The organism is Pseudomonas sp. Marseille-P9899 (genome assembly GCF_903166565.1).
Lineage (GTDB): Bacteria > Pseudomonadota > Gammaproteobacteria > Pseudomonadales > Pseudomonadaceae > Aquipseudomonas > Aquipseudomonas huaxiensis.
The window spans coordinates 709,993-733,381 of the sequence record NZ_CAESCG010000003.1; the positions used below are offsets into that span (position 1 = coordinate 709,993).

Below are 23,389 nucleotides of genomic sequence, written 5' to 3' on the forward strand. Positions count from 1 at the left end.
AAGGTTTCACCGCGCGAGCACTCAGGTTGAATGCGCGCCGGCTGTCAGTCGTTGCGCGAGCCGCCGTAGTAGGCGCAGCCGTTCAGGGTCTTGCCGTCCAGGCGCAATTGCGCGCTGAGGTGGCTGATGCCGCCGGTGGCGCTGTCGACGCAACGTTGCGGGGCGAGCCACAGGTCGATCTTCTGCCCGTTGGCCTCGGTGCTCAGGTTGATGCGGCCTTCCGGCAACTGCTCTTCCAGGTACGGCAGCGCCAAGGGCGGCTGACCCGGACGGTCGAGGACCATGCCCTTGCCGCTGATGTTCAGGTTCCAGTCCGGCTCGTGGCCGAAGGCGCGCAGGGTCAGGCGTTTGAAGTTCGGGTCGCTGCAGGCGTTGGCGGCGTGTTCGACACGGTAGACCTGGTGCACATTGAATTGGCCGTCGGCGCCGGTGCTCTGGCTGCCGGCGAGGGTGCCGCGAATGTCGGCGAACAGTGCTCCGGGCGTGTTGGCGAGGGCTACGGCCTCCTGCAACAGGCTGGTGTTGCCGGTGTCCTTGATGACGAAGCGGCGGCTTTCGGTGCAGGGCTTGAACAGCAACTGGCCATTGGCGGCGCTGAGTTCACCTTGCAGGCGGGTCATGCCGGCGGTGGAGACGGGTTCCGGCTGGTCGGCCAGCAACTGGCAACCGGCGAACAGCGGCAGCAGGGCGGCGACCAACAGGGAATGAGCGATACGCATCGAGGAAAACTCCGGGATCTCGACCAGAAAAGCTTTCAACGGTACGCAGGGCGACGTGGGATCACAAGTGAAGTTGCGTCAGAAAATGCTTGGAGCCGCTTTGCGGCCCTTCGCGAGCTCGGCGGGGCGCCGAACCGTCGCGAAGGACTGCAAAGCAGCCCCAAAACGCTGAACGATCAACCGCCGAGGTAGGCGTCGCGCACCTTCGGATCGGTCAACAGCGCTTCACCCGTGCCCTGCATCACCACCCGGCCGTTTTCCAGCACATAGGCGCGGTCAGCGATTTTCAGCGCCTGGTTGGCGTTCTGCTCCACCAGGAACACCGTCACGCCATCACGGCGCAACTGTTCGATGATGTCGAAGATCTGCTGGATGATGATCGGCGCCAGGCCCAGCGACGGTTCGTCGAGCAACAGCAGCTTGGGCTTGCTCATCAGTGCACGACCGATGGCCAGCATCTGCTGCTCGCCGCCGGACATGGTGCCGCCACGCTGGCTGAAGCGCTCCTTGAGGCGCGGGAACAGTTGCAGGACCTTGTCCATCTGCGCCTGGTAGTCGCCCTTGTCGGTGAAGAAACCGCCCATGGCCAGGTTTTCCTCGACGGTCAGTCGCGAGAACACCCGACGGCCTTCCGGCACTACGGCAATGCTCTTGCGCATGATGTGCGAGGAACTCTGGCCGACCAGTTCTTCACCCAGGTAGCGGATGCTGCCGCTGTGGGCTTGCGGCGAACCGCAAAGGGTCATCAGCAGGGTCGACTTGCCGGCGCCGTTGGCCCCGATCAGGGTGACGATCTCGCCCTGGCGGATTTCCACGTTGACGTCGTGCAGCGCCTGGATCTTGCCGTAGAAGGTGGAAACGTTTTCGAACTGCAGCATTTACGCTTCCCCCAGGTAGGCTTTGATCACATCAGGGTTGTCACGGATTTGCTCCGGCGTGCCGTCGGCCAGCGGAGTGCCCTGGTTGATCACGACGATATGGTCGGAAATGCTCATGACCAGTTTCATGTCGTGCTCGATCAGCAGCACGGTGACGTTGTGGGACTCGCGCAGGTAGCCGATCAGTGCCTTGAGGTCGTCGGTTTCCTTCGGGTTGAGGCCGGCCGCAGGCTCGTCGAGCATGATGATCCGCGGTTGGGTCATCATGCAGCGGGCGATTTCCAGGCGGCGCTGCTGACCATAGGCCAGGGTGCCGGCGGTGCGGTTGGCGAACTCGGTCAGGTTGACCTTGTCCAGCCAGTACTGGGCCCGCTCCATTGCTTCCTTCTCGCTGCGGCGGAACGCCGGGGTCTTGAACAGGCCCGCGAAGAAGTTGGTGTTGAGGTGGCGGTGCTGGGCGATCAGCAGGTTTTCCAGCGCGGTCATTTCCTTGAACAGGCGCACGTTCTGGAAGGTCCGCACCACGCCCTTGCGGGCGATCTGGTGGCCGGCCAGGCCCTGGATCGGCTGGCCATCGAGCAGGATGGTGCCGCCGCTTGGCTTGTAGAAGCCGGTCAGGCAGTTGAACACGGTGGTCTTGCCGGCGCCGTTCGGCCCGATCAGGGCAACCACCTGTTTTTCCTTGACGGTGAGGGCGACGCCGTTGACCGCCAACAAGCCGCCGAAGCGCATGCTCAGGCCGCTGACTTTCAGAATTTCGCGGCTCATCGACGCAGCTCCATATGAGGACGTTGCATAGGCAGCAGGCCCTGCGGACGCCAGATCATCATCAATACCATCAGGGCGCCGAACATCAGCATGCGGTACTCGCTGAAGTCGCGCATCAGCTCAGGCAGCAGGATCATCACAATGGCCGCGAGAATCACGCCCAGTTGCGAGCCCATGCCACCGAGCACGACGATGGCGAGGATGATCGCCGATTCGATGAAGGTGAAGGATTCCGGTGTCACCAGCCCTTGGCGAGCGGCGAAGAAGCTACCCGCGAAGCCGGCGAAGCAGGCACCCAGGGTGAAGGCCGACAGCTTGATCACGGTCGGATTCAGGCCCAGCGCACGGCAGGCGATTTCGTCTTCACGCAGCGCTTCCCAGGCACGGCCGATCGGCATGCGCAGCAGGCGATTGATGACGAACAGCGCTACCAGGGCCAGCAGCAGCGCGACCAGGTAGAGGAAGATCACCTTGTTGATCGAGTTGTATTCCAGCCCGAAGAACTCGTGGAAGGTCTGCATGCCTTCGGCGGCCTTGCGTTCGAACGTCAGGCCGAAGAAGGTCGGTTTCTCGATGTTGCTGATGCCGTTGGGGCCGCCGGTCCACTCGGTGAGGTTACGCAGGAACAGGCGGATGATCTCACCGAAGCCGAGGGTCACGATGGCCAGGTAGTCACCGCGCAGGCGCAGCACCGGGAAGCCCAGCAGGAAGCCGAAGGTGGCAGCCATCAGGCCGGCGATCGGCAGGCAGACCCAGAAGCTCAGGCCGAAGTAGTGCGACAGCATTGCGTAGCTGTAGGCGCCGACGGCGTAGAAGCCGACGTAACCCAGGTCGAGCAGGCCCGCCAGGCCGACCACGATGTTCAGGCCGAGGCCGAGCATGACGTAGATCAGGATCAGGGTGGCGATGTCGACCGCGCCGCGCGAGCCGAAGAACGGCCAGACCAGGGCGACCACGATCAGGCCGAGGATGATGTAGCGCTGGGTCTTCGGCAGGGTCAGGTAGTTGCTGACATTGGCGGGGATCAACGGACCGTCGCGACGGGACTTCATCGCCGCGCTCCATTGCTTGTCGAACAGCACGCGCAGGAACATCAGCACCGAGCACAGGGCGATGACACCGAGGGTGAAGGGACCCTGGCCATGCACTTCGAGGTTGATGCCGGCAATGCTGAGCTTCAGGCCCAGTACCGGGAATGCCACGGCCCAGACCAGCAGGGCGCTGAAAAACGCCGATTTGAGATGTCTGTTCATACTTTCTCAACCTCCGGACGGCCCAGGATGCCAGTCGGCCGGAACAACAGAACGAGAACCAGCAGGCCGAACGCCACGACGTCCTTGTACTGGTCGCCGAAGATGTCAGCGCCGAAGGCTTCGGCCACACCCAGCACCAGGCCACCGAGCATGGCGCCCGGAATGCTGCCGATGCCGCCGAGGACTGCCGCGGTGAAGGCTTTCAGGCCCACCAGGAAGCCGGCGTTGGGGTTGATCACGCCGTACTGCATGCTCAGCAATACGGCCGCGACGGCCGCCAGTGCGGCGCCGATGACGAAAGTCAGGGCGATGATGTTGTTGGTGTTGATACCCAGCAGGTTGGCCATCTTGATGTCTTCGGCACAGGCCCGGCAGGCCCGGCCCAGACGGGAGCGGGAGATGAACAGGGTCAGGCCGGTCATGGCGATCAGGGTGACCACGAAGACCAGGATCTGCATGTAGGAAATCAGGACTTCTTCCGCGCCGCCCGGGCCGAAGGAGATGCTCCCCGGGATCAGGTTGGGAATGGACTTGTCCTTGGAATCCTGGGAAAGCAGTACGGTGTTCTGCAGGAAAATCGACATGCCGATGGCGGAAATCAGCGGGATCAGGCGGTTGCTGTTACGCAACGGCCGGTAGGCGACCCGTTCGATACTGTAGCCATAAGCACTGGTAACGAGGATCGTCGCGACAAACGCGGCGGTCATCAGCAACGGCAGTGAGTGGATACCCATCATGGCCAGTCCGGCAAGGACGATGAAGGCCACGTAGGAACCAATCATGTACACCTCGCCATGGGCGAAGTTGATCATTCCAATGATGCCGTAAACCATTGTGTAGCCAATGGCTATCAAGGCATAGGTGCTGCCAATGGTCAGGCCATTAACCAGCTGTTGGAAGAAGTGATAGATCTCAGGCATTACAGCGCTCCTAAAAACCTGATACGCATTTCTCTGGTGGGTTTGTACCCGGCACGGCCTTGTGGTCTATAGCCACTTCGGCGCGCGCAACTGCCAGGGAACCGCTGGTGACGGTTTTAAGATTTTCAGGTGAACCCGATCCCGGATCGCGGGAAACAGGTCCATGAACCTCGTAAAACAAAGCCCACTGCTCGCACAGTGGGCTTTTCGGTCATGTATCAAACAGTGTTACTGAGGGGAAACTTCGGTTTTCGGTTTGCCGAAATGCCATTCGTAGACCACGAATTTGAAGTCCTTCAGGTCGCCCTTGGCGTCGTACGACAGGTCGCCGGTCGGAGTCTTGAAGGTGCCGGCGTGGATGGCGGCTGCCACCTTGTCGGTGTCTTCGCTCTTGGCTGCCTTGATACCTTCGGCGATCAGTTCGACTGCGGAGTAGGCCGGGAACACGAACGGACCGCTTGGATCCTTGCCGTCAGCCTTGATGGCGTCGGAGATGGCCTTGTTCGCAGGGTCGGTGTCGAACGACTTCGGCAGGGTAACCAGCAGGCCTTCGGAAGCGTTCTGGGCGATTTGCGAGATGGAGTCGTTGCCGACGCCTTCCGGACCCATGAACTTGGCTTTCAGGCCTTTTTCCTGGGCTTGGCGCAGGATCAGGCCCAGCTCTGGGTGGTAGCCGCCGTAGTAAACGAAGTCGACGTTGTTTTGCTTGAGCTTCTGGATGATCGAGGAGAAGTCCTTGTCGCCGGCGTTCAGGCCTTCGAAGACGGCAACCTTGGTGCCTTTCTTCTCCAGAGTTTCCTTGACCGCGGTGGCGATGCCTTCACCGTACTGTTGCTTGTCGTGCAGGACTGCGACGACTTTCGGCTTGACGTGGTCGGCGATGTAGTTGCCGGCAGCCGGGCCCTGGGCGCTGTCCAGACCGATGGTGCGGAAGATCAGCTTGTAGCCACGAGCGGTGATTTCCGGGCTGGTAGCGGCCGGGGTAATCATGATCACGCCTTCGTCTTCATAGATGTCGGACGCTGGCTGGGTGGAGCTGGAGCAGAGGTGACCGATCACGTACTTGACGCCATCGTTGACCACTTTGTTGGCAACGGCCACGGCTTGTTTAGGGTCGCAAGCGTCGTCGTACTCCTTGGCTTCGAGCATCTTGCCATCGACGCCGCCCTTGGCGTTGATGTCTTTGATGGCCTGTTTTGCACCGAGGAACTGCATGTCACCGTATTGAGTGACCGGACCGGTTTTCGGGCCGGCGATGCCGATCTTGATGGTGTCGGCTGCAAACGAATGGCTGGCGACGCCGGCCAGAACCATTGCGGCAAACAACTTGGAAATTTGCTTGGTAGCCTTACTCATAGTGCTCCACTCATTCTGTTGTAATTTTTATAGTCCTAAGCGCCAAGGCAGAGGACCTGACCAGATCCCGGTGCGGCTACGCCGTACCGCGAGCCTGATCTTCCGGAATCGCCCCCGGTGAATGCCCTGGCAACTGTACCGGTACAGTGTAGAGCGCTGCTTCCTCGCTTGAAAAGCAGGCGCGCCGAGGCAAAAACCGAGGGTGTCGCCTGATCGACATAAAGTTACAAAAAAGCGTCTTTTATTGTTCCGGTATTGCCCGGAAACACTTGGCTTTGCTGTATCCGTCGATCAATTACTTATTTGAAACTGGGTTTTTCTGCAAAAATACCGGGCTTTACTCAAGCCGGATTATTTTTGGTGGAACCCATGACAGATGAACCAAGCACCCTCTATGCCAAATTGCTCGGTGAGACGGCGGTAATCGAGTGGAAAGCCTTGGAGCGTTTTTGGGCGAAGGGTGACCTGATTTGGGTCGAGCCTACCGTCGACCTGATCGAAGTCGCACAGGCAATGGCCGAGAATCGTGCCGAAAGCGTGGCCTTGTGGCGTAATGCTGGCACTGTCGGCGCGGTCACCGCCGAGCAGGCCCTTGACCTTCAGAGCCGCGATCCAGAGATATGGGCGGTGGTGGTTTCGCCATTCATCCTGATTCAGGAACGCAAATCCGCCTGATCGCGAGCTGAATTGGTGCGTGAAAACGCACAGCGAGTCCATTTTGGTGCGCGAGCCTGTTCAGGCAAGGTGACCGTTGGTAACAGTCCTGCCGCATCACGGGCGGGCGGTAACAGTCACCAGCCTTGAAACAGGGCAAATACAAAACGGGGCGCCTTTATGGGCGCCCCGTTTTTGTTTTCCCGCCGATTCAGTAGTCGACTTTACCGGTGTGGTAATTGAGCGAAATGACTTTGGTCTTGCCAATCCGGTGGCGGTAAATCTCGCGCAGATACTTCACGGCTTTCTTCACGCACTCCCGCGACAGGCGAATATCGTTGATCGAGACGAACTTGCTCTTGTCGTTGATCAACTCGCGATATTTCTTCTCGTACATCGGTTTGATCGCGTACCAGTTGGTATCGAGGATCTTCGCCGGGTTCTCGAATTCGTTGAGCAGCTCATCGATGCGCTCCTCCTCGAATTCCTCCTGGGTGATGAAGTCGAGGATCGCGTTGTCCAGGGTTTCGTCGAAGCGATAAGGCGCGCGGGCGAAGCAGCGCTTGATGAACGCCACGATCAGGGTCAGGAAGTCGTCCGACAGGCACGGGCTCTTGGCGATCAGCGTGGTCAGCGACAGGTTGGCCGAAGCGCCGATCACCAGCGCGTAGCGCTTGAGGGTGGTGTTGGGGAACAGGCTGTTGAGGTGGGTCTTGAGCCGGTTCAGGTCCATGTAGGACAGCTTGTAGTCCTTGGGCAGCGAAACGATCGACACCACCGACGAGCAGTTCTTGAAGAAGTGCAGGTCATGCAGCGCCGCGGCGTCGCAGCCGGACGTGCGGTATTGCTCCAGGGCCGCGCGATAGCGCTTGGACTCGATCGGCAGCAGGCTGATGCCCTCGATGGCCTGGGTGTCCTTGTTGAAGTGCGGCAGGTCGATGGAGCGGAAGAACAGGTCGTCGATGTCCAGTCGCGGCTGTTCCTTCTCGAACACCTTGAAGCCCTTCTCCGAACTCTGGGTCGGGGTTTCCGGCACGACCGATTCGGCGTAGGCGATAGCCACCGGGCCGGCCAGGCTCATGAACAGGTCGTTGGCGTCGAGGCGGATGGTTTCGCCGATGTCGATGCCGGCGCGACGGAAGTAGTTCTGGTCGTAGTCGGTGGTCACCGCCTGGGCGGTCAGGATGTTGAAGATCTGCTGGGAGATGTACTGGTTGGCGTGCTTCTCCATCGCGTTGACGTCGATGTTCTGGATGTTGCCGTCATCGCTTTCTTCGGCGTAGCGCATGATGTCGTTGGAGATCAGCATCATCGCGTTCCATGGGCGAATGCGGCCCATGACGCTGGCTTCGCTGCTGTCTTCGTTATCGAAGTTGTACGAGAAGTCCCATTCTTCCGACAGGTATTTGCACAGCAGTCGACCGGCGTTGATGTGCAGCGCCTCAGACATTTCACTGCGATGGTCGGAAATGTTCGGCAGCACGCAAATGCCGCTGGTGAAGATCGGCTCGAAGACGAACGAGTGCCCGGACTCGCCGTCTTGCTCGTCGGCCGGTTTGGTGTCGAACGTCTTGTTCATGTACGAGAACTGCTGGGCCAGGCCGAACTCCGAGGCCATGCCCGAGCCGGTACCGCCGCCGGCGCTGAAAATGTAGAAGTACAGCCGCGACTGGTTGGCCTTGATCCCGCAGGAATCGATCAGGTACGAGTGGATCAGCTTCCAGTCGGCGCTGGAGAAACGGTGGGTTTCCTTGTTGAGGATGATCTTCGCCAGGTACTGGCCGAGGATCGGCGCGTTACCGGCGCCGCCGGCATGGACTTCGGACAGGTCCATGATCTTCATTTTGCTGTAGTCGCGCAGGAAGCCGCTTTTCTCGCCTTTGCGCGAGAAACGGATGCGGCCGGCGATGTCCTTGTCCAGGTCGCCGAGCATGACCAGCGGTTCGACCAGGAACACCGGCTTGGCGCTCTTGGCCTGGACCAGGCGCAGGTTGTTGCGGATCCAGCGCGCCGGGTTGTAGCTCGGGTCGGTGCCGGTGCGCTCGTCGTTGTTGAATTCGTTGAGGTAGAACGTGCGGGCGTTGTAGACCAGTTCGGCGACATCCAGGGCGATGTTCGAGCCGCAGCGGCCAAGGCCAATCAGACAAACCGAGGGGAACTGCTGGTCCAGCCGCAACTGGCTGTCGTCTTCGACATGCAGGCTCGGCGGGAACACCAGATCGCGCAGGCCGTCGAGGTTGTCGAGGATGCGCTGGGTGTCTGGTTCGGTGAAGTAGAGGTATTGCTGTGGCGTCAGGGTGGGCTGGTTGTAATAGCTGCGGGCCCCGTAATTGGAGGGCGCGGTGGCTGCAAGCAGCTCGGAAATCACGTTGGCTGGAGTATTCTTGGAGGTCATTTTGCGCCGTTTGCCTGGGAGGGTGGCAGTGAAACAGTCGATATCATTCAGCCATCCCTGGATAAGTTTCGCGACTGTATCAGCGCGTCTCTGGCGTACGCGATCAGGTTTTACCCTATAAACCCTAGGGGTTTTCCCCTCGTACCCCTTCTGAATCGTCCAAGTCGTCAACTTCTTTAATTGTCTGGAGCTGTAGATGAGCAATCCAATGCCGTTGTCCCTGGGCTTTGCCGGTATCGGTCTGATGGGCCTGCCCATGTGCCGACGCCTGCTGGCGGCGGGTTTTTCGCTGACTGTGTGGAACCGCTCGCCGGATAAATGCGCACCGTTGGTGGCCGCCGGAGCCCGGCAAGTGGCGACGCCGGCCGAGCTGTGCGAGGCGGCGGATGTGGTGATGCTGTGCCTGGCGGACACCTCGGTGGTGCATGACGTGGTGTTCGGTGCCGAGGGTATCGCCAGCACGGCGAAGGCCGGGCAGTTGCTGATGGACTTTTCCAGCCTGGAACCGACCGCTACCCGCGAAATGGCCGCGCGGCTCAAGGCCGCCAGCGGCATGAGCTGGCTGGATACGCCGGTGTCCGGTGGTACCCCGGGCGCTGAGGCCGGCACTTTGGCGATCATGGTTGGCGGTGAGGCGGACGACCTGGCGCGGGTGCGTCCGGCCTTGCTGTCACTGGGTCAGCGGGTGACGCACATGGGCGGGGTAGGGGCGGGGCAAGTAACCAAGGCCTGCAACCAGATGATCGTGGCCTGCAATGCGCTGGTGATTGCCGAAGTGGTGGCGCTGGCCGAGCAGTCCGGGGTCGATGCCAGCCTGATCGCCGAAGCCCTGGCCGGTGGTTTCGCCGACTCGAAACCCTTGCAGATCCTTGCGCCGCAAATGGCCGAAAGCCGTTTCGAACCGGTGAAATGGCATGTGCGGACCCTGCTCAAGGACCTCGATACCGCCGTCAAATTCTCCCGTGAGCAGGGCTCGGCAACCCCGGTCAGCGGACTGGCCGCGCAGTTGATGCGCCTGCATGGCGCTCAGGGCTATCTGGAAAAAGATCCCGCGACGCTGATTGATCTGTATCGCAGCAAGCCATAAGCCGTTCTTCGCGGTGGTTGAGCTCGTTGAGCACATCGCGCAGCGCTTCCAGCGGCACCGGCCGGCTGAGCAGGTAACCCTGAATGGCGTCGCACTCCAGTTGCCGGAGGAATTCGTACTGTTCCTCGGTCTCCACACCCTCAGTGATCACTTTCAGGTGCAGGGTGTGGGCCATGACCATGATTGCCTGGACGATGTCCTTGTCCGCCCGTGAACGCGGCACGTCCTGGATGAACGAACGGTCGATCTTCAGCGTGTCCAGCGGCAGGCGTTTGAGATAGGCCAGCGATGAATAGCCGGTGCCAAAGTCATCGATAGACAGCGACACGCCCTGCTCGCGGATCCGCCGCAGCAGGGCGATGGTGCTGTGGATATTGGCCATCAAGGCGTTTTCCGTCACTTCCAGCTCCAGGCGCCAGGCCGGCAGGCCGGCTCCGAGCAACGCTTCCTGAACTTCGTTGGCCAGCTCATCGCGGCCCAAGGTGAGAGCGGAGCAGTTGACCGTCACTTTCAGATCACCGAAACCGTGCTGGCTAAGTTCGGCGAGGTCCAGGCATGCCCGGCGCATGACCCACAGGTCCAGGTCGGCGATCAAGCCATTGGTTTCGGCGATGCCGATGAAACGGTCGGGGCTGAGCAGGCCATGTTGCGGATGCTGCCAGCGAATCAGCGCTTCGAGCTTGGTCACCCGGCCGCTGGCAAGTTCGTAGATCGGCTGGTAGTGAATGCGCAGGCCGCGCTCTTCCAGCAGGGCGATACGCAGTTCTTCCTCCAGTTGCAGTTCCAGGGTGGCGCGGGTCTTGAGGTTGTCGCTGAAGAAATTGAGCTTGTTGCGCCCGCTGCCTTTGGATTGATAGAGCGCGAGGTCGGCGTGCTTGAGCAGCTCGTCGCAACTGCCGCCGTCGTCCGGGAACAGGCTGATGCCGATGCTGGTGGTCATGACCATGCGCCGCCCGGCCAGGTCGATCGGCTCGCGGACCTTCTGCAGGATGCGCTGGGCAAGGCCGCGGGCCTCATCCGGGCTTTTCAGGTTGAAGAGGATGCAGAACTCGTCGCCGCCGAGCCGCGCCACCACGTCCTGATTACGGGTCGCGGCCTTGATCAGGTTGGCGATAGCCTTGAGCAACTGGTCGCCGGCGTCGTGGCCGAGGCTGTCGTTGATGCGCTTGAAATGGTCGATGTCGAGGAACATCACCCCGAGCATGCCGCCGATCTGGCTTTGCTCGGCCAGGCGCTCGGCGAAAATCTGGTTGAAGCCGCGGCGGTTGATCAGGTTGGTCAGGGCGTCGTAGTGCGCGGCCTGTTGCAGCGAAACCCTGGCCTGGTCGAGCTGGGTGAGCAGGGTGTTGACCCGCTGCAGGTCCTGCTCCTTGCTTTGCAGCTTCTTGTCCGACAGCGCCGCGCTGATGCAACTGCCGCTGATCAGCAGGGTGATCACGGCGATGGTCAGGCTCAGTTGCAGGCTGTTGTCGCTCAGCGCCATCTGCGTGCTGGTGCCGTCGGGCAGGGTCAGGCTCAGGGCGCACATGCCGGTGTAATGGGTGGCAATGATGCCCCCGGCCATGACCACGGCGGCGCCGTACTTGAACAGTTGCGGGCGGGAGCTATTGCCCCCACGCAGGTAGCGGGCCATCAACAGTGGCAAAAGCGCGGCGATCAGGGCGACGATCACCGACACCAGCACCAGTGCGGGGTTGTAGTGTTGCAAGGCGTTGGAGCGCATGGCAGCCATGCCGGTGTAGTGCATGATCGCCACCCCGGCTGCGACGCACAGCGCGGCGAGGGCGTAATGGCGAGTGCGTGGCAGGGGCTGGCCGAGGATGTTCATGGCGCAGAGGGCGGCGGACAGCATGATCAGCAGCGACACGCCGGTGAGGAACATGTCGTAGTGGACTTCCAGCGTCGTTTCGAAGGCCAGCATGCCGATGTAGTGCATGGCCCACACGCTGCAGGCCAGGCAGCAGGCACCCAGAATCTTCCAGCGTCGACGGGCGGCAGCGTGTTCGCTGTCGCCGATGCGTTCGATGATATCGAGGGTGGCGAAGCTGCCCGCGCACATCACCAGATAGGCGAGGAATATCAGGTAGGGATTATGGCGTACAGCCAGAGCAAAATGGCCCGCCGGATGATCGGCAAGCAGCATGTGCAGCCATTCCATAGCGTGCCTCCCAGTTCAGCCGAGTTCGCACTCGTCCCCACACCGCCTGGAGACTCTTTTCTTTTGCTGAGTATAGAAAGACCGTGCTGAGGCATCGGGATTAATGGCAGATTGATTTCAATGATTTGGTGATGACGTTCATAGCCAACGGTTCTAACGGCGCAAATGGTTACAATTACCCGTCATCAAGCGTATGGATGATGGCAGACAGCCTTGAGATTGCCTTCTAGATTTTGTCCGGCGTACTGGCGCGCACTGACAAAAACAAGAGGGATCTGACTGATGCATACCCCCACCCAAGCGGCCAATGCCTGGCGCATTCTGTTCCTGTTGTTCCTGGCGAACCTGTTCAACTTTTTCGACCGCACCATTCCCGCCATCGTCATCGAGCCGATCCGCCTGGAATGGCACCTCAGCGACTTGCAGATCGGCTTGATCGGCACCGCATTCACCCTGGTGTACGCCATCGCCGGCCTGCCGCTGGGACGCCTGGCCGATACCGGATCACGCAGCAAAGTGATGGGCTGGGGCCTGGCGGTCTGGAGCGGGCTGACCGCAGTGAACGGCATGGTCGGCAGTTTCTGGACGTTTCTGCTGGTGCGCATGGGCGTCGGCGTGGGTGAGGCCAGCTATGCGCCCGCAGCCAACTCGCTGATCGGCGACCTGTTCCCCGCCGAGCGCCGTTCCCGGGCCATGGGCATCTTCATGCTCGGGCTGCCGCTGGGCCTGTTGCTGGCATTCTTCACCATCGGGGCGATGGTCCAGGCCTTTGGTAGCTGGCGCGCGCCGTTCTTCATTGCTGCGGTGCCCGGGGTGATCCTGGCGCTGTTCATGTTCATGATTCGCGAACCGGCGCGGGGCGCGGCGGAAGCCGTTGCCTCGTCCCAGACGCCGCTGGACCGTCCGCTGCGCCGGGTCTTGAGCATTCCCACCTTCGGCTGGCTGGTGTTGGCCGGGCTGAGCTACAACTTTGCCACTTACGCCTGCAACTCGTTCATGGTGCCGATGTTGCAGCGCTACTTCCTGCTGTCGTTGCAGCAGGCGGCGGTGGCAACTGGAGTGATCGTCGGTGTAACTGGGCTGTTTGGCCTGACCCTCGGCGGCTGGGTTGCCGACAAGATCCACCAGCGCATGCCCGCCGGCCGCTTGCTGTTCGGCGCGTTCAGCATGCTGGTGGCTACGCTTGGGACGGGCTGGGCGCTGTATGCCGGGCGGGTGGAGATCGGCGTATTCGTCGCGATGTTCGGCGTGGGTTGGCTGTTTGCCTACAACTTCTACACCTGCGTCTACACCGCGATTCAGGACGTGGTCCAGCCGCGTTTGCGGGCGACGGCCATGGCGTTGTTCTTCGCCGGGCTGTATCTGCTGGGCGGTGGCTTGGGGCCGGTGGTGGTGGGATCGCTGTCGGATCACTACGCCAAGGTGGCGATGCTCGAGGCGGGGGCGCTGGAAATGAGCGAGGCGTTCAAGGCCGTGGGCCTGCATGACGCCATGGGGCTGATCCCGGTGGCCTTGCTGTTTACGTTGGTGTTTCTGCTGTTTGCGGCGCGGAGTTTCAGTCGCGATGCGCAGAAGATGAAGGCGGGGATGTTGGAGGAAGCTGAAGGGCTTGGCGGCAAGGCCGCCGAAGCAGTGTGATATTGGGGCCGCATTGCGGCCCCAATGGTTTCAACCGGCGACGAGAACCCGAATCGCCTCAAGCCGCAGCGCTGCCTTGTCCAGCATCGCCAGGCCATCTTCCCGCTGCTTGCGCAGTGCGTCGATTTCGCTGTCGCGCACGGTCGGGTTGACCGCTTGCAGCGCGGTCAGGCGTGCCAGCTCTTCTTCGGTTTCCGCAGCCAGGCGGCGTTGCGCTTCGGCTACGCGCTCGTTGTGGCGCGGCTGGATCTTGGTTTCGCCGGCGTTGATCCGTGGCGTCAGCACATCGCGCTGGGCCTGGATGAACTTGTTGGCGCTGGCCTTCGGCACGCTTTCGAGCTGGTCGTTGAGGGTCTCGAACGACACCCGCGAAGCCAGGTCGTTGCCGTTGGCATCGAGCAGGCAGCGCAGCGCCGCCGGCGGCAGGTAACGGCCCAGTTGCAGCGCGCGTGGGGCAACCACTTCGCTGACATAGAGCAGTTCCAGCAGCACGGTGCCGGGCTTGAGCGCCTTGTTCTTGATCAGCGCGACGGCGGTGTTGCCCATCGAGCCGCTCAGGACCAGGTCCATGCCGCCTTGCACCATCGGGTGTTCCCAGGTGATGAACTGCATGTCCTCGCGGGACAGCGCCTGGTCACGGTCGTAGGTGATGGTCACGCCTTCGTCGTCGCCCAGCGGGAAGCTGGCGTCGAGCATTTTTTCGCTCGGTTTGAGGATCAGGGCGTTTTCCGAATGGTCCTCGCTGTCGATGCCGAAGGCGTCGAACAGGGTTTCCATGTAGATCGGCAGGGTGAACTGATCGTCCTGTTCGAGAATCGCTTCCACCAGGTCCTGGCCTTCGCCGGCACCGCCGGAATTCAGCTCCAGCAGGCGGTCGCGGCCGCTGTGCAGTTCGGTTTCCAGACGCTCACGCTCGGCGCGGGCTTCGTCGATCAGGGCTTTCCACTGGTCGTCGTCGCTGTCTTCCAGCAGCGGCAGCAGGCGCGGGCCGAACTGATGCTGCAGGGCGTTGCCGGTCGGGCAGGTGGCGAGGAAGGCATTCAGCGCCTGGTCGTACCACTGGAACAGGCGTTCCTGCGGGCTGTTCTGCAGGTGCGGAACGTGCAGCTCGATGGTGTGTTTCTGGCCGATCCGGTCCAGACGACCGATGCGCTGTTCCAGCAGGTCCGGGTGGGCCGGCAGGTCGAACAGCACCAGGTGATGGGAGAACTGGAAGTTGCGGCCTTCGCTGCCGATTTCCGAACAGATCAGCACCTGGGCGCCGAACTCTTCGTCGGCGAAGTAGGCTGCGGCACGGTCGCGCTCGAGGATGCTCATGCCTTCGTGGAACACCGTGGCCGGAATGCCGGAGCGCACGCGCAGGGCGTCTTCCAGGTCCATGGCGGTTTCGGCGTGGGCGCAGATGACCAGCACCTTGACCCGCTTGAGCATCTTCAGGGTGTCGATCAACCAGTCGACCCGCGGGTCGAAACGCCACCAGCGGTTTTCTTCATCGCTGTCGCCCTGGGCCTGGAAGCTTACTTCCGGGTAGAGGTCGGCGTGCTCGCCAACCGGCAGCTCCATGTACTGGTCGGGGCACGGCAGCGGATAGGCGTGCAACTGGCGCTGCGGGAAACCCTGGACGGCGGCGCGGGTGTTGCGGAACAGCACGCGGCCGGTGCCATGGCGGTCGAGCAGTTCGCGGATCAGACGAGCGCTGGCCTCGGTGTCGCCATCGTTGACGGCTGCCAGCAGGGCTTCGCCTTCGGCACCGAGGAAACCCTGGATGGTGGCGTGGGCCTTGGGCGACAGGCGGCCTTCGTCGAGCAGTTCCTGTACCGCTTCGGCGACCGGGCGATAGTGCTCGCTCTCGGCGCGGAACGCGGCCAGGTCGTGGAAACGGTTCGGATCGAGCAGGCGCAGGCGCGCGAAGTGGCTGTCCTGACCGAGCTGTTCCGGGGTCGCGGTGAGCAGCAGCACGCCGGGGATAACCTCGGCCAGTTGCTCGACCAGCGCGTATTCCGGGCTGGCGTTTTCTTCGTGCCAGACCAGGTGGTGCGCTTCGTCGACCACCAGCAGGTCCCAGCCCGCGGCGAACAGCGCGTCCTGGGCTTTCTCGTCGTCGACCAGCCATTCCAGCGCGACCAGCGCCAGTTGGGCGTCTTCGAACGGGTTGCTGGCGTCGCTTTCAATGAAGCGCTCGGCATCGAACAGCGCGACTTCCAGGTTGAAGCGTCGGCGCATTTCCACCAGCCACTGGTGCTGGAGGTTTTCCGGGACGAGGATCAGCACGCGGTTGGCGCGGCCGGACAGCAGTTGGCGGTGGATCACCAGGCCGGCTTCGATGGTCTTGCCCAGGCCCACTTCGTCCGCCAGCAATACCCGCGGGGCGATACGGTCGGCTACTTCACGGGCAATGTGCAACTGGTGCGCGATCGGTTGGGCGCGTACGCCACCCAGGCCCCAGAGCGACGACTGCAACTGGCGGCTGGTGTGCTCGAGGGTGTTGTAGCGCAGGGAGAACCACGGCAGCGGGTCGATCTGCCCGGCGAACAGGCGGTCGCTGGCCAGGCGGAACTGGATGAAGTTCGACAGTTGGGTTTCCGGCAGGGTGCACGCCTCGTTCTGTGCGTTGAGGCCGTGATAGACCAGCAGCCCGTCGATCACTTCGACTTCGCGGACGGTCAGTTTCCAACCTTCGAAGTGAGTGATCTGGTCGCCTGGAGAGAAACGCACCCGGGTCAGGGGGGCGTTGCGCAGTGAGTACTGGCGAGTGTCGCCAGTGGCCGGGTAGAGCACGGTCAACAAGCGACCATCCTGTGCGAGGACGGTACCCAGACCCAGCTCGGCTTCGCTGTCGCTGATCCAGCGTTGCCCCGGTTGATACTGCTGCACCATACTGCCTGACTCCCGCCATGAAAAAGCTGGCTATCTTAACGGATAGCGGCGTATTGACCAAAGGTTCTGGCCCATGAGCGGGTGACCGGGCGTCGGTTCCACGCCGTGACGCCGCTCACAGTTGCCGGCACTCCTTGCTCAAGCCGTGGTCAAACGTGCCGACACAGAGGCAACAGGAGACCCTTCACCATGCTGCCACCGATGATTCCGCTGAGCGCCGTGCCCGTCACGTCGCAACTGGACCCGGTCAAACCGACCCCGGACATCAAGCCCGTGGTGCCCACCCAGCCCAGCTCCAGCGACGGGACGATCGATCTCAAGCATCGCCACCCCGAGCAGGCCGCCGTGCTCCTGCGCGAAGAACAGCGCAGGCGCCAGGGCCAGCAGGCGTCGCAGGAACAGGACGACGATCCTTATCAGCCGATGCCCGGCGACGAACTCAACGCCGACAACACCGTGCCGGTGGCCCCGCTGATGGGCGGTGAAGGCCGTCAAGGGTTGCTGGTGGACATCGAAGTCTGACCGCCGGGCTGTTCAGCACCGGCATCAGCCTTCATCATGGAGCCTTCGCTGCCTCAGAGCCCGACCATGAGCCAAGACGACAACCTGATTGATTTCGGCGCCGAGCGCGCCCGTCGTGTCCACGACCTTAAAGAGAAACGCCTGAACGAGGTGCGCAACGCCTTCGAGCAGGCCATGCCTCTGGGCGCCGCCAAGAAAGGCAAGAAAAAGCCCAAGGGCAAACCCGCCAAGCGCTGAAAATCTTGATGCAGGTCAAGCCTGCTCCCGCCTCCGGCGCCCGCTCAGGGCGCTATTGACCTCGATCAATTTTCCCTCCCGGCACATTCGCTACTGTTCACTCATCGGACAGGCACGGCAAATGGAGGCCAACATGTTCTTCGATAATGTGGTTGTCGCAGGGGTAGTCACAGTCGGATTGATGTTTGTTTTCTTCGCCGGCTTCGGACTTTTCATCTGGAAGGACTCGCAGAAGCGCAAAGATCGCTGATTCCTTCCCGATACAACGAGCACGCAAGGCATTTAGGGCGACTTCGGTCGCCCCTTTTTTTGTCTGCGTTTTTTGCAGGACGAGGCGGGTAGCAAGGCAACATCGAAAAAGGCACTGGACTCTGATAGTTAGCTAGCTAATAATTTGTTTCAGTTCTTTTCCTGTCACCTCTGTCTATCGTTAACCCCACCGTCCTCAGGTTCGCTCCGTGCCGATCACTTTGCAGGCGCTATTTGCGCCCAACACCCTTGCCGTGCAATTCGCCATCAAGACCTTGCTGGGTGGCGGACTGGCCTTGTGGCTGGCGTTGCGCTGGGGGCTGGAGCAGCCGGCCTGGGCCTTGATGACCGCGTTCATCGTTGCCCAGCCGTTGTCCGGCATGGTCTTGCAGAAGGGTTTGGCGCGCCTGGTCGGGACGCTGGTAGGGACGGTGATGTCGGTGGTGTTCATCGCCGTGTTCGCCCAGACACCCTGGCTGTTCCTGATCTGCCTGGCGCTGTGGCTGGGCCTGTGCACCGCCTGTTCGACCCTGCTGCGCAGCGCCTGGGCCTACGCGTTCGTGCTGGCCGGCTACACCGTGGCGATCATCGCCTTGCCCACGGTCAATCATCCGCTGCTGGTGTTCGATCAGGCGGTGGCGCGTTGCACTGAAATCAGCCTTGGCATCATCTGCGCCACTTTAAGCAGCGCCTTGCTCTGGCCGATGCGCGTCGAGCAGCAATTGGCCGGGCAGGCGCGCCAGGCCTGGCAAAGCGGATTGCAGGCGGCCAGCGCGACGCTTGCCGGCGATGAAGAAGGGCGCAAGAGCCTGGTGGAAATCCTCGGGCGCATCGTCGCCGTCGATTCGCAGCGCGAACACGCCTGGTTCGAAGGCCGCCTGGGCCGTGAGCGCGCCCGGGCCATTCGCGGCTTGAGCCAGAAACTGCTGATCCTGCTGCGTATCGCCCGTTCGGTACGCCGACAATGGCGACAACTGGACGAGGGCGAAGCGGAGCACTTGCGGCCCTGGCTCGACGAGGTGCGCGCGGCCCTGGCCGCGCCTGACGCCGAGCAACTGCTGGCGCTGCGCCAGCGGGTCTGGCAGGGCGCTCAGGACCTGCGTGACAGCGCCGCCGAACACTATTGCCTGGCGCGCCTGACCTTGCTGCTGGACAACGCCGCCGCCGCGACCCACGCGCTGCACGCGGTAGAAGAAGGCAAGGCGCCGGCGGATCTGCCGGACAGCCTTGCCGTGCACCGCGATTTCCCCTTGGGCCTGTTGTTCGGTTCGCGCAGCGCCTTGGCGTTCCTGGCCATGGCCAGCTTCTGGATGGCCACCGCCTGGACCGCGGCGCCGGGCGGGCTGGTATTGACCTGCGTGGTCTGCAGCCTGTTCGCCAGCCGCGAAAACGGCGCGCAGATCGGCATGAGTTTTCTGCGCGGCATTCTGCTGGCGCTGCCGGTGGCGTTCTTCGTCGGGCAGATCCTGCTGCCGCAGTGGAGCAGCTTCGCCATGCTCTGCCTGGGGATGGGCGTTCCGCTGTTTTTCGGCGCACTGGGCATGGCCAACCCGCGAATCGGCGCCACAGCCACCTCGTATTGCCTGCATTTCATCGTGCTGGTCTCGCCCTTGAACAACATGAGTTTCAGCGTCGAGGCTTTTCTCAACAATGGCCAGGCGATGATGATCGGCGTCGGGGTGGCGGTTCTGGCATTCAAGCTGCTGGTGCTGCGTAATCCCGCCTGGCACGGCCGGCGCCTGCGCGCCGCGACCCAGAGCGATCTGGTGCGCCTGACCCGACGTGAACTGCGCGGGGCGGAAACCTGGTTTGGCGGACGCATGGCCGACCGCCTGCTGCAACTGGCGCGGCACTTCGCGGCACTGCCCGAGCAGGAGCGCGGACGTTGGGACGACGGATTGCATGGCCTGGACATGGGCGACGAGTTGTTGCACCTGCGCATGTGCCTGGCGGTAGCCCGGGCGCCGGTGGAGTCGGCCCAGCGCGAATACCTGCAACACTTGCAGGCGGTGCTGGCACTAGGTCCGGGCCCGGGGCGCGAACACCGCCTGGACGAGGCGACCACCACCTTTATCGCCGCGCTGCAGGCTCAGCCAACCAGCGACGCCCTGCGCCTGGCGGTGGGCGCCGTTCTGCAACTGCAAAAGAGCTGGGGCCGCTGGTGCCGCCGGCTGGAGGAAATCCATGGGCTTGCGTGAATGGGCGCTGGGCGGGGTCCTGCTCAGTCCGTTTCTGATTTATGTCGTGCTGGCGCTGCTGCTCACCGGCCTCGTGCGTCTGCTCCTGCGCCTGACCCCGGTGGGGCGCTGGATCTGGCACGAAGCGCTGTTCGATTGCGCCTTGTTCGTTTGCATCCTGACCCTGGTAACGCTGTACCTGGGAACTGTCTGAGGAGTTTGTCCATGCGTACCACCGTGCGTATCGCCCTGACCCTGTGCCTGGTGGCTGTGGCCGTGTTCGCCGGCACCCACTTGTGGCAGTACTACATGCTCACCCCCTGGACCCGCGACGCGAAGATTCGCGCCGATGTGGTGATCGTCGCCCCGGATGTTTCCGGCTGGGTGCGTGAATTGAAGGTCAAGGACAACCAGCAGGTGAAAGCCGGCGAATTGCTGATGTCCATCGACAGCGACCGTTTCGAGGCGGCGCTGGACAAGGCCAACGCCGTGGCCGAAACCCGCCAGCAACAGTTGCGCTTGCGTGAACACGAGGCTTCACGCCGGGCCGCGTTGGGTCCGCAGGCGATCAGCGCCGAGCTGCGCGAGAACGCCCAGATCAACGCCGCCGTGGCCCGCGGCGAACTGCGTCAGGCCCAGGCCGATGCCAAACTCGCCGCCATCAACCTGGCCCGCAGCAAGGTCCAGGCGCCCCGCGACGGACACATCACCAACCTGCGCCTGGCCGAAGGCAACTACGTCAACGCCGGGCAGCCGGTGATGGCCCTGGTGGACGACTCGACGTTCTATGTGCAGGCCTATTTCGAAGAAACCAAACTGCCGCGGATCAAGGTCGGCGCACCGGTGAACATCTGGCTGATGAGTGCCGGCGAACCGATGAAAGGCCACGTGCAGAGCATCAGCCGTGGCATCACCGACCGCAACGCCACCCCGGACAGCCAGTTGCTGGCCGAAGTCGAACCGACCTTCAACTGGGTGCGCCTGGCCCAGCGCATTCCGGTACGGATCAGCCTCGACGAGGTGCCGGAAGGGTTCGCCCTGAGCGCCGGGATGACCGCCAGCGTCCAGGTCGAGGAGTACTGATCAGGGCTGCTGGCGGGTTGCGGCCAGGACGATCTCGCGGATACACACGTGCTGCGGCTGCTGGTAGGCCCAGAGGATGGAACCGGCAACGTCCTCGGCACTGAGCACCTGGCCGCCCATGTCCTGCTGTTTCCAGTCTTCGTAACCGCGCTTGATCGCCTCGTCGGTGGTGTGGCCGAGCAGTTCGGTCTCCACCGCGCCGGGGGCGATGGTCACCACCCGCACGTTGTGCGGCGACAGCTCTTCGCGCAGGTTTTCGGAAATCCCGTGCACGGCGAACTTGGTGCCGACGTAGGCGACATGGTTGGGGAAGGTCTTGCGCCCGGCCACCGAACTGACGTTGATCAGCGTACCGTGGCGGCGCTCGACCATCCCGGCGGCGAGCAGGTGAATGCCGTTGAGCAGGCCTTTGACGTTGACGTCGAGCATGCGCTCCCACTGCGCCGGGTCCTGGTTGTGCATCTGCCCGAGCAGCATGACGCCGGCATTGTTGATCAGCGCATCAGCTGGGCCGTAGGTCGCCTCGGCCTCGTTCACAGCAGCGGCGAAAGCCTCGCGATCGAGGATATCGATGGCGCGGCAAAGGGTGTTGGGCAACGCCAGTGCCTGCATTCGTTCCAGGCGGCGGGCCAGCAGCAACAACGGGTGGCCGGCCTGCGAAAACAGCCGCGCGCAGGCTTCGCCGATACCGGAACTGGCACCGGTGATGATAATCAGGGGCTTGAGCATGATGACCTCCAAGGCATAATCAATTTGAATGGCTGAATTCTATTGAGCCCGGAAAGTCTTGAGAAACGGCTTATTCCGCTGGCTGGCATCGGAAATGACTATGGATATTCGACACCTGAAGGCCTTCATCGCGGTCTTCGAAGAACGCAACATCACCTCGGCCGCGCAGCGCCTGTGCGTGGCCCAGCCGTCGCTATCGGTGACCATCCGGCAACTGGAGGAAGAGCTCGGCGTCGCCTTGTTCCTGCGTCAGGCCCGTGGCGTCGACGTCAGCGAGCAGGCGCGGGTGCTGTATCCGCAGGCGCAGCGGATGGTGGCCGAGGCCGAGGCGTTGAGCCTGAGTTTTCGCGAAGGCCGTCAGCAATTGGTGCTGCAATTGGGGATTGAGGCGGATATTGCCGGCAGCCAGGTGGAATCCTTCCTCCGCATGGCCAGCGCGGCGCTGCCGTCATTGCAACTGACGCTGCTGGACGGGTGCGCGGGCGATGCGCGGCTCGGCGTCGAATCACTGTGCTGCGAGGACGAACTGTTCCTGCCGCTGTGGGACGAGCCGTTCGTGCTGGCGCTGCCGAGTAGTGGCGCGGCGTTGCGCTGGATCACGTGCCCGCAGCAGCCGTCGCACCAGCGCCTGCTCGGCTTTTATGGCGATGCCGTGCAGGATTGCGCCGGCACCGCCGCCAGCCTGCAGCAGGCGGTGCATATGGTGGCGGCGGGGTTGGGGCAGGCGCTGCTGCCGCAATCATTGGTCGAACATCATCCGGGCGTGCACTGGCGACCGTGCCAAGGCGCGGCCCTGAGTCGCCGTGTCGGTTTGTGCTATGCCGCCCAGGCCCTGCAACTGCCGGCGCTGGCGCAGTTGCGGGTGGCATTGGGCGCCTCGGCGGATTAAAGGAACATCCCGCCCGAGACTTCCAGACGCTGGCCGGTAACCCAGCCGGCGCCGTCACTGGCCAGCAGCGCAATCGCGGCGCCGATATCGTCCGGCAGACCGACCCGGCCCAGCGCGGTGTTGCTGGCGACAAAGGCGTTGACGTCCGAGTTGTCGCGCACCACGCCACCGCCGAAGTCGGTCTCGATGGCCCCCGGCGCGAGGATGTTCACGCGGATGCCGCGCTGGCCCAACTCCTTGGCCTGATAGCGGGTCAGCACTTCCATGGCGCCTTTCATCGCGGCGTAGGCGGCATAGCCGGGCAGGGCGAAGCGCGTCAGCCCGGTCGACACGTTGATAATCCGGCCTTGATCGGCGATCAGCGGCAGCAGGCGCTGGGTGAGGAAGAACGGGCCCTTGAGCTGGATGTTGAGCAACTGGTCGAACTGCGCCTCGCTGGTTTCGGCGAAGGGCGCGTTGATGCCGATGCCGGCGTTGTTCACCAGCACATCAATGTGATTGCGGCCGAAGTCGCGTTTCAGTGTTTCGCCCAAGGCGCTGGCGAAGGCCTCGAAGCTGGCGCTGTTGCCGACGTCCAGTTGCAGCATGGCGGCGCGGGCGCCGCTCTGTTCAAGCGTGGTCACCAGCGTTTGCGCTTCGCCGGCCTTGCTGTGATAGGTACCGATGATGTCGAAACCCTGCGCCGCGAGGTGCAGTGCGGCGTTCTTGCCCAGGCCACGGCTGGCACCGGTGATGAGTGCGATTTTACGAGACATGCGCTGTACCTCTGGAGGGGATAGTCGGGATGGGCAAAGTCTATT

General features: G+C 62.6%; 21 protein-coding genes. 10 read left to right on the plus strand and 11 right to left on the minus strand.

Translation table 11 applies throughout. From position 1 onward, the window contains the following. Positions 1 to 44: 44 nt before the first annotated feature. From HWV67_RS18970 to HWV67_RS18995, 6 genes are all read right to left on the minus strand, one after another. On the minus strand, positions 45 to 719 hold the full coding sequence (locus HWV67_RS18970; RefSeq protein ID WP_110971817.1) for a COG3650 family protein: 675 nt from the start codon (positions 717 to 719) through the stop codon (positions 45 to 47). Positions 720 to 895: 176 nt separating this feature from the next. After that, positions 896 to 1,597 carry an ABC transporter ATP-binding protein gene (locus HWV67_RS18975; protein WP_095154942.1) on the minus strand — a complete coding sequence of 234 codons (702 nt, stop codon included), beginning with the start codon at positions 1,595 to 1,597 and terminating at the stop codon, positions 896 to 898. Beyond that, positions 1,598 to 2,365, minus strand: coding sequence for a high-affinity branched-chain amino acid ABC transporter ATP-binding protein LivG (livG, locus tag HWV67_RS18980; protein ID WP_095154943.1), 768 nt, complete (start codon positions 2,363 to 2,365; stop codon positions 1,598 to 1,600). Beyond that, a complete protein-coding gene (locus HWV67_RS18985; protein WP_095154944.1) occupies positions 2,362 to 3,618 on the minus strand; it encodes a high-affinity branched-chain amino acid ABC transporter permease LivM in 1,257 nt (418 codons plus the stop codon). The genes livG and HWV67_RS18985 overlap by 4 nt, the downstream gene beginning before the upstream one ends. Further along, positions 3,615 to 4,538 (minus strand): high-affinity branched-chain amino acid ABC transporter permease LivH, encoded by a 924-nt coding sequence (gene livH / locus HWV67_RS18990; RefSeq protein WP_095154945.1) that lies wholly within the window; start codon positions 4,536 to 4,538, stop codon positions 3,615 to 3,617. The genes HWV67_RS18985 and livH overlap by 4 nt, the downstream gene beginning before the upstream one ends. 228 nt (positions 4,539 to 4,766) lie before the next feature. After that, entirely contained in the window at positions 4,767 to 5,894 is a 1,128-nt protein-coding gene (locus HWV67_RS18995; RefSeq protein WP_095154946.1) for a branched-chain amino acid ABC transporter substrate-binding protein, read from the minus strand. Positions 5,895 to 6,263: 369 nt separating this feature from the next. Here HWV67_RS18995 and HWV67_RS19000 point away from each other — a divergent pair, with 369 nt between their 5' ends. After that, positions 6,264 to 6,569, plus strand: a complete 306-nt coding sequence (locus HWV67_RS19000; protein ID WP_095154947.1) for a DUF2288 domain-containing protein — start codon at positions 6,264 to 6,266, stop codon at positions 6,567 to 6,569. A 190-nt stretch (positions 6,570 to 6,759) separates the two neighbouring features. Here the strand turns inward: HWV67_RS19000 and HWV67_RS19005 are convergent, their stop codons facing one another. Next, a complete protein-coding gene (locus tag HWV67_RS19005) occupies positions 6,760 to 8,943 on the minus strand; it encodes a hypothetical protein (RefSeq protein WP_175652340.1) in 2,184 nt (727 codons plus the stop codon). Positions 8,944 to 9,139: 196 nt separating this feature from the next. Between HWV67_RS19005 and HWV67_RS19010 the strand changes: the two genes are divergently transcribed. Further along, complete coding sequence (locus HWV67_RS19010; RefSeq protein WP_175652341.1) at positions 9,140 to 10,030, plus strand: NAD(P)-dependent oxidoreductase; 891 nt, start codon at positions 9,140 to 9,142, stop codon at positions 10,028 to 10,030. Here the strand turns inward: HWV67_RS19010 and HWV67_RS19015 are convergent. Continuing rightward, positions 9,930 to 12,188, minus strand: coding sequence for a bifunctional diguanylate cyclase/phosphodiesterase (locus HWV67_RS19015; protein ID WP_175652342.1), 2,259 nt, complete (start codon positions 12,186 to 12,188; stop codon positions 9,930 to 9,932). The two genes, HWV67_RS19010 and HWV67_RS19015, sit on opposite strands and share 101 nt — an antisense overlap. Positions 12,189 to 12,470: 282 nt before the next feature. Between HWV67_RS19015 and HWV67_RS19020 the strand changes: the two genes are divergently transcribed. Beyond that, on the plus strand, positions 12,471 to 13,826 hold the full coding sequence (locus HWV67_RS19020; RefSeq protein ID WP_175652344.1) for a spinster family MFS transporter: 1,356 nt from the start codon (positions 12,471 to 12,473) through the stop codon (positions 13,824 to 13,826). Between the two features lie 30 nt (positions 13,827 to 13,856). On the opposite strand, the gene rapA is transcribed toward HWV67_RS19020, so the two are convergent. Continuing rightward, positions 13,857 to 16,703, minus strand: coding sequence for an RNA polymerase-associated protein RapA (rapA, locus tag HWV67_RS19025; protein WP_175652345.1), 2,847 nt, complete (start codon positions 16,701 to 16,703; stop codon positions 13,857 to 13,859). Between the two features lie 189 nt (positions 16,704 to 16,892). Here rapA and HWV67_RS19030 point away from each other — a divergent pair, with 189 nt between their 5' ends. From HWV67_RS19030 to HWV67_RS19050, 6 genes are all read left to right on the plus strand, one after another. After that, a complete protein-coding gene (locus HWV67_RS19030; protein ID WP_110971810.1) occupies positions 16,893 to 17,225 on the plus strand; it encodes an aspartate-semialdehyde dehydrogenase in 333 nt (110 codons plus the stop codon). 66 nt (positions 17,226 to 17,291) lie between these two features. Then, positions 17,292 to 17,462: a hypothetical protein gene (locus HWV67_RS19035; RefSeq protein WP_175652346.1), complete on the plus strand. Its 171-nt coding sequence runs from the start codon at positions 17,292 to 17,294 to the stop codon at positions 17,460 to 17,462. Positions 17,463 to 17,595: 133 nt separating this feature from the next. Further along, entirely contained in the window at positions 17,596 to 17,712 is a 117-nt protein-coding gene (ccoM, locus tag HWV67_RS31925; RefSeq protein WP_042122864.1) for a cytochrome c oxidase subunit CcoM, read from the plus strand. A 208-nt stretch (positions 17,713 to 17,920) separates the two neighbouring features. Further along, positions 17,921 to 19,909, plus strand: a complete 1,989-nt coding sequence (locus HWV67_RS19040) for an FUSC family protein (protein ID WP_175652348.1) — start codon at positions 17,921 to 17,923, stop codon at positions 19,907 to 19,909. Beyond that, positions 19,896 to 20,102: a DUF1656 domain-containing protein gene (locus tag HWV67_RS19045; RefSeq protein WP_175652349.1), complete on the plus strand. Its 207-nt coding sequence runs from the start codon at positions 19,896 to 19,898 to the stop codon at positions 20,100 to 20,102. The genes HWV67_RS19040 and HWV67_RS19045 overlap by 14 nt, the downstream gene beginning before the upstream one ends. 11 nt (positions 20,103 to 20,113) lie before the next feature. Beyond that, on the plus strand, positions 20,114 to 20,971 hold the full coding sequence (locus HWV67_RS19050) for an efflux RND transporter periplasmic adaptor subunit (protein WP_175652351.1): 858 nt from the start codon (positions 20,114 to 20,116) through the stop codon (positions 20,969 to 20,971). Here HWV67_RS19050 and HWV67_RS19055 read toward each other — a convergent pair whose 3' ends face one another. Then, positions 20,972 to 21,700, minus strand: a complete 729-nt coding sequence (locus HWV67_RS19055) for an SDR family oxidoreductase (protein WP_175652353.1) — start codon at positions 21,698 to 21,700, stop codon at positions 20,972 to 20,974. It lies immediately after the preceding gene. A 100-nt stretch (positions 21,701 to 21,800) separates the two neighbouring features. Between HWV67_RS19055 and HWV67_RS19060 the strand changes: the two genes are divergently transcribed. Continuing rightward, positions 21,801 to 22,589: a LysR family transcriptional regulator gene (locus HWV67_RS19060; RefSeq protein ID WP_175652354.1), complete on the plus strand. Its 789-nt coding sequence runs from the start codon at positions 21,801 to 21,803 to the stop codon at positions 22,587 to 22,589. Here HWV67_RS19060 and HWV67_RS19065 read toward each other — a convergent pair. Further along, positions 22,586 to 23,344, minus strand: coding sequence for an SDR family NAD(P)-dependent oxidoreductase (locus HWV67_RS19065; protein ID WP_175652355.1), 759 nt, complete (start codon positions 23,342 to 23,344; stop codon positions 22,586 to 22,588). The two genes, HWV67_RS19060 and HWV67_RS19065, sit on opposite strands and share 4 nt — an antisense overlap. Positions 23,345 to 23,389 lie beyond the last annotated feature (45 nt).